At 63.9% G+C, this 6,112-nt stretch carries 5 protein-coding genes; 2 read left to right on the forward strand and 3 right to left on the reverse strand.

Features of this window, described 5'->3' with window-relative positions; genetic code table 11:
* The 3 genes from AC1D1Z_RS32695 to AC1D1Z_RS32705 all read right to left on the reverse strand — a co-directional run.
* Positions 1-812 (reverse strand): NtaA/DmoA family FMN-dependent monooxygenase (locus AC1D1Z_RS32695; protein WP_477852992.1); only part of this gene is annotated, 812 nt, incomplete at its 3' end.
* 17 nt (positions 813-829) lie between these two features.
* Entirely contained in the window at positions 830-1,891 is a 1,062-nt protein-coding gene (locus AC1D1Z_RS32700) for an ABC transporter permease (RefSeq protein WP_131647166.1), read from the reverse strand.
* Positions 1,888-3,372, reverse strand: a complete 1,485-nt coding sequence (locus AC1D1Z_RS32705; RefSeq protein WP_131647167.1) for a sugar ABC transporter ATP-binding protein — start codon at positions 3,370-3,372, stop codon at positions 1,888-1,890. The genes AC1D1Z_RS32700 and AC1D1Z_RS32705 overlap by 4 nt, the downstream gene beginning before the upstream one ends.
* A gap of 235 nt (positions 3,373-3,607) precedes the next feature.
* Here AC1D1Z_RS32705 and AC1D1Z_RS32710 point away from each other — a divergent pair, with 235 nt between their 5' ends.
* Together AC1D1Z_RS32710 and AC1D1Z_RS32715 are read left to right on the forward strand one after the other, a co-directional pair.
* The gene (locus AC1D1Z_RS32710; protein ID WP_131647168.1) at positions 3,608-4,654 is read left to right on the forward strand and encodes a substrate-binding domain-containing protein; all 1,047 of its coding nucleotides are present in this window, start codon (positions 3,608-3,610) and stop codon (positions 4,652-4,654) included.
* A 77-nt stretch (positions 4,655-4,731) separates the two neighbouring features.
* Positions 4,732-5,940, forward strand: a complete 1,209-nt coding sequence (locus AC1D1Z_RS32715) for an acyl-CoA dehydrogenase family protein (protein WP_131647169.1) — start codon at positions 4,732-4,734, stop codon at positions 5,938-5,940.
* The last annotated feature ends 172 nt before the right edge of the window (positions 5,941-6,112 follow it).

Genomic DNA, 6,112 nt, shown 5'->3' on the forward strand with positions numbered 1-6,112 from the left:
TTGCGGCCGACCCGTTCCGCCGCCTCGCGGACATTGGCGACGTAACGCTTCAGCACGGCTTTCGACGGGGACGCGACAAAAATGCATTCGGCATGGGCGCCGGCGAAATCCTTGCCGCGGCTGGAGGCGCCGGCCTGGTAGAGCACCGGTGTACGTTGCGGCGAGGGTTCGCTCAAGTGAATGCCGGGCACGTTGAAATGCTTGCCGGAATGGCGGATCGGATGGACTTTTTCCGGATGGGTGAAGATGCTGCTTTCGCGGTCGCGAACGACGGCGCCGTCCTCCCAGCTTCCCTCCCAGAGCTTGTAGCAGACCTCGAGATATTCCTCGGCGAGGTCGTAGCGGTCATCATGCTTCGTCTGCGCCGGCTGGCCGATATTGAGCGCGCCGCTGTTGAGGTAAGAGGTGACAATATTCCAGCCGACACGGCCTTTGGTCAGATGGTCGAGCGTCGAGATGCGGCGGGCGAAGGTATAGGGATGCTCGAAGGAGAGCGACGCCGTCAGGCCGAATCCAAGGTGTTCGGTCTCATAGGCCATGGTGGGGATGAGCTGCAGCGGATCATTGACCGGCACCTGCGCCGAATGGCGAAGTGCGGCGTCGACATTGCCGTGCAGCACATCGTAAACGCCAAGCACGTCGGCGATAAACAGCCCATCAAACTTGCCGCGCTCCAGCGTCTTTGCCAGATGCACCCAATAATCGAGATCCTTGTAGGTCCAGGACTTGTCGCGCGGATGGCGCCAGAGCCCCGGCGACTGGTGTCCAACGCAATTCATGTCGAAGGCGTTCAGCCTGATTTCGCGGGTCATGTCTTTCTTCCTTGGAATTAGGGATTGCTGCGGCCGAGGCCGTAGGTCAGCGCTAAGGCTCCGACGAGCACGGCGCCCTTGACGAAATCCTGGGTGTAATAGGGAGCATTCAGCATGGTGAGACCGTTCAGCAGCACGCCGACGAAGACGGCGCCGGCAATGGCGCCGAGCACGTTTGGACGCCGCAGGTTGAAGACGGCGAAACCGATCAGCGCGGCGGCGACCGAATCCATCAGCAGCGAACCTCCGGAGGAGACATCGCCACGCCCGACGCGGGCGGCGATGACGATGCCGCCCAGCGCCGCCAGCGTGCCAGAAATGACATAGGCGAGCGTCTTCAGTCGAACTGTGGACGCGCCGGCAAGCCGGGTCGCGACTTCGTTGCCGCCTGTCGCAAACAGCAATCGGCCGATGCGGGTGCGTTCAGTGAGAATGAAGAGTGCGACGGCGACCACCGCCATCAGCACCACGGAAACGGGCAGGGTGCCGAGGATGCTGTAGCGGCCGATCAGCAGAAAGGCCGGGTCGTAGGCGCCGGTCGCCTTCGAGCCGTCGGGCAGGGTGAGGCCTGCCGAAATCGATCGGCCGGCGGTCGGGATCAGCTGCAGGCCGGAAAGCAGAAACATCATCGCCAGCGTCGCCAACAGATCAGGCACCTTCAGGCGCACGATGAGGAAGGCGTTGACGAGGCCGATCAGGGCGCCAAAGGTGAGCACCAGCGGTACCGTCGCATAGGCATCAAGATGCCAGACGATCATCGCGTAACTCGCCGCCATCACGCTCGATGCGGCGACCGCGCCGATCGACAGGTCGAAACCGCCGACAGCAAGCGTGACGGTGACGCCGGCGCCGAGAATGGCGACGACGGACACCGCCTGCAGAATGCTCATCAGATTGGCGATATTGATGAAGGCGGGTTGGGCGATGGTGAAGCCGACGACGAGCAGCGCCAGCAGGATGAACACCGCGCCCGCCCGGAGGAAGGCCCCGAGGGCGGCGAGACGGCCGTTATCGGCTTGCGGCGATGCCTTCGGCCGGGCGCTTGCCTGTGGAAGAGTGTCGTCGTCGATCGTCGTCATACGGATATTCCCTGGATGGCGGAGGCAAGAGCGGCCCCGTCTGCAGCAGGCCTCAACACGTGGCGGTCGATGACGAGGATGCGGTCGGCCACCTCATAGGCCTCCTCCGGGTCGGAGGTCGCGATCAGCGTCGCCCTGTCGGTGCGGGCGCGAATTGCCCGGATGATGTCGTGACGGGCGCCGATGTCGACGCCCTGGAAGGGCTCGTCGAGCAGCAGCAGCCGGCTCGGTTCCGCCTCCCAGCGGGCGATCACCGCCTTCTGCTGGTTGCCGCCAGACAGCGACCAGACCGAGGCGAGTGGACCCGCGGCCTTTATGCCGAGACGAGCGATTGCCTGTTCGGCCTCGCGTCGCTCGCGGCCGCCGACCAGGAAACCGTGCGGATACCATTTGCCAAGATGCGGCAGGCTGATCGTTGCCGACAGCGAATGACCCGGCCATGCCGGCGGCATCAGCGAGGAGCGATGCCGGTCTTCGGCCGCCATCGCCACACCTGCGGCGATCGCATCAGCTGGGTTTTTCGGCCGGTACGGCCGACCGTCGAGGAACATCGCGCCGCCGGCAAGCGCCGTCACGCCGAAGATCGCCTGGAGCAGCCGGCTCTTGCCGGCGCCAAGCACACCGGTCACCGCCACCACCTCGCCCTGATGCAATGACAGATCGAAGGGTGCGGCTTCAGAGAGCAGGCTGATATCACGCATCTCGAAAATCGGCGCACCGGTCGCAGGCCGCGCATCCGGCCGGGCCGCATCCAGTCTGCGGCCGATCATCGTCTCGATGGCGGTCGAAAAATCGATCGGCCGCGAGAAGGAGCCGACGACGCGGCCGCCGCGCATGACGAGCGCGCGGTCGGCGATGGCTTCGAGATCGGCGGTACGATGCGAGATATAGAGGATCGCCAGGCCCCGCTTGCGAAGCTTCAGCAGAATATCGAAGAGGCGGCGGCTTTCTTCTCCGGAAAGGCTCGCCGTCGGCTCGTCGAGGATGAGGAGATCGGCGCGGTTGGAAAGCGCTCGGGCGATCGCCACCAGCTGCCGATCGGCGCTGGTGAGGTCACCGAAATCACGGTCGAGCGGCAGGGTGAAGCCGGCGGCATCGAGCATCGCCTGAGCGGCGCGACGGATGCCGGCGCGCGAGACGAAGAAGGGCGTGCTGCGATCGGCGAACCGGTTGAGCAGCAGCGCATCGGCAACCGTCAGGCCGGCGGCGCCGACCAGATCTGTCGACTGATGCATCGTCACGACGCCAGCCTTCGCCGCTTCGGCCGGGCTGCGCGGCGCAAAGGGGCGGCCACCAAGGCTGACCGTGCCGCCATCGGCCGGAAGGACGCCGGAAAGGATCTTCACCAGCGTCGATTTGCCCGCACCGTTTGCACCCATCAGCGCCACGATCTCACCGCGCTCCATCGAAAGATCAGCGCCGGCAAGCGCCCACGTCGACCCGAAACTGCGGGTGATGTTTTCAATGTGAAGAAGCGGCATCAATAGTGTCCGGGGCTGCATTCGAAGCCGGAGTGTGCCCTGTCCGGGCGGTTGAACTCCAGGCACGCCTTTCCCTTGCGAACTGCCCTCGGGAAACAAAGAATCTCCCGCAGCCCGTAAAATCGGATCATTTACTCTACTAAAAACATAGAGATTATATCTAAATAATCCGACGCGTCGCGAGGGCTGTCAGACCTGTCAGACGACGCTTTCGTTTGCTAGAAGGAACGCGACGATGAAATCCCTCGCACGGCTCGCACTGTCTGCCGCCGTCATTCCGTTCATTTTCATTCAAGCCGCAAAAGCCGACGGCCTGTCCGGCGCTCCGGCCCCCTTCGATAAGGGCGGCGTCAAGGTGGCTCTGATCAGCTACATTTCGGCCGGCGATTTCTTCCAGGCCTACCAGGCCGGTGCGGAAGCCCAGGCCAAGGCGCTGGATATAGACCTGCGCGTCTTCCCCGGACGGCAGGACGCCGCCGAGCAGCGCGAGCAGATCCTGCAGGCGATCAATCTCGGCGTCTCCGGCATCGTCATCGACCACGGCCTGCCGGAATCGCTCGGCGACGTCGTGCAGCAGGCGCTCGACAAGGGCATCAAGGTCCTGGCCTTCGACGTCAACCTCAACAACCCCAAAATCCCACAGGTGGAGCAGAGCGATCACGAGCTCGCCTCGCTGGCGCTCGAACAGGTGGTGAAGGACAACGGCAAAGACTTCAACGCCGGTTATGTCTATGTCGCGGGCTTTGCGCCGCTCGACCGCCGCAACGAGGTCTGGGACAAGTTCAAGTCGGAGAATAAGGGCGTGGTCGAAAAGGCCCGTTTCGGCAATGTCAGCGACACGACGGCGACCTCGACCGCCGACCAGGCGAAGGCCGCGCTCACCGCCAATCCCAATATATCGGTTGTTTTTGCCCCCTATGACGAATTCGCCCGCGGTGTGAAGCTCGCGGCCAACGACCTCGGCATAGCAAAGAAGCTGAAGATCTATTCGGCCGACGTCTCGACGGCCGATATCCAGGAAATTACCGAGGAAGGCAGCCCCTGGGTTGCGACCGTCGCGACCAATCCCGCCGTCGTCGGCGCCGTCTCCATCCGCGCCGCCGCCCTTGAGATCGCCGGCCAGACGGTTCCCCATCAGATTACCGTGAAGCCGACGCTTCTGACGCAGGAGAGCCTGCGCGCGGCCGGTGTTAAGACGATCGAGGAACTGGCTGCGAAGATCCCGGCCTTCAGCACGAGCGACGCGGCGACCGCGAGCTGGATTCCGGACAAGCTTTTCTGAGGAGGTCACCCTCGATCCTTCCGGCGGGAGCGTCAAGCTCCCGCCGGATCCCCTTTTGGAGAATTGGAGTTTCGCCCATGAGCCAGTCCAATGTCGTCTTTGCGGTGAGCCGCAATCCGACGCGAGAAGACCTCTTTGCCCGTGCCGAGGAGATCTCTGCCGATCTTTCCAGGCGCGCCGCAGACCTCGACCGCGAAGGCCGCCCGCCGCTTGCCGAGATCATCAAGCTGAAAAATGCCGGGCTGCTCAATGCGCTGCATCCCACGCAAATCGGCGGCGGTGGCCTCGATTGGGTCGACGGGCTGAGGCTGGTGCGCATCCTCGCCCGTGGCGAGAGCTCGATTGGCCAGCTGCTCGGCTACCACTATGTCAACAGCCAGTATATCTATTGGGCCCTTGATGCCGAACGCGCCCATGCGCTGGGCAGCGATACGGTCGCCAGGAACCTCTATTGGGGTGCGGCCGTCAATCCGCGCGATCCCGGGCTGGTGCTCACCCGCCGCGGCAACGGTTATGTGCTGAACGGGCGCAAGTCCTTCTCCACCGCGGCGCGGGTCTCCGACTATATCAATGCCAATGCCGCGCTCGACGACAAGATCGCCGGCTTCGCCGTGCCGACCAATCGCCCCGGCTACGTCGCCAATGACGACTGGGACAATATCGGCCAGCGCCTCTCCGACAGCGGCAGCGTCGAGTTCCGCGACTTCCCCGTCTACGAGGAGGATTTCGTCGGCGCACCGGCCGCACCTGATGTGGCGCCGCCGGTGCTGTCGACCTTCAACACGCCGTTCATCCAGCTGGTCTTCGTCAATTTTTATCTCGGTACCGCCGAAGGCGCTCTGCAGGCGGCCGTCGATTACGTCAGAACCATCACCCGGCCGTGGATCACGTCAGGCGTCGAGCGGGCGGCGGATGATCCCTATATTCTCGAACGCGTCGGCGAATTCACCGCCGCGCTGAAGGCTTCGGCAGCCCTTGCCGACAGCGCGGCATCAGCCGTGCAGGCAGGTCTTGCCCGCGGCCGCGACGTGACCGCGCGCGAGCGCGGCGAAGCGGCGGCGGAAGCCTATGCCGCCAAGGTCCACGCCACCCATGTCTCGCTCGACATTACCTCGCGCGTCTTCGAGCTGACGGGTGCACGCTCGACGGCCGACAAATACCGCTTCGACCGCTTCTGGCGCAATGTCCGTACGCACACGCTGCACGATCCCGTTTTCTACAAGGCGAAGGAAGTTGGCGAATTCGTGCTGAACGACAGGATACCGGAGGTCAGCCTCTACAGCTGAGGCGACCGACATTCACAAAAGCAAAACCCCACCGCCGGCGCCGGCGGTGGGGTTTTCGTTTGGAAGAGAGGGAGATCTCAGAGCGCGCCGTTCTTCGGCGGCGTCACACCGTTCAGATGGTAGTTGCCGACGACGTGGTATTTCCAGCGCACGGGATCGTGCAGCGTATGGG

Source organism: Rhizobium sp. P1_E1 (assembly GCF_056406015.1).

Excerpts from the sequence above, each read along its gene's own strand:
- AC1D1Z_RS32700 (WP_131647166.1), bottom strand. The coding sequence starts at position 1,891 with ATGACGACGATCGACGACGACACTCTTCCACAGGCAAGCGCCCGGCCG.
- AC1D1Z_RS32705 (WP_131647167.1), bottom strand. The coding sequence starts at position 3,372 with ATGCCGCTTCTTCACATTGAAAACATCACCCGCAGTTTCGGGTCGACG.
- AC1D1Z_RS32710 (WP_131647168.1), top strand. The coding sequence starts at position 3,608 with ATGAAATCCCTCGCACGGCTCGCACTGTCTGCCGCCGTCATTCCGTTC.
- AC1D1Z_RS32715 (WP_131647169.1), top strand. The coding sequence starts at position 4,732 with ATGAGCCAGTCCAATGTCGTCTTTGCGGTGAGCCGCAATCCGACGCGA.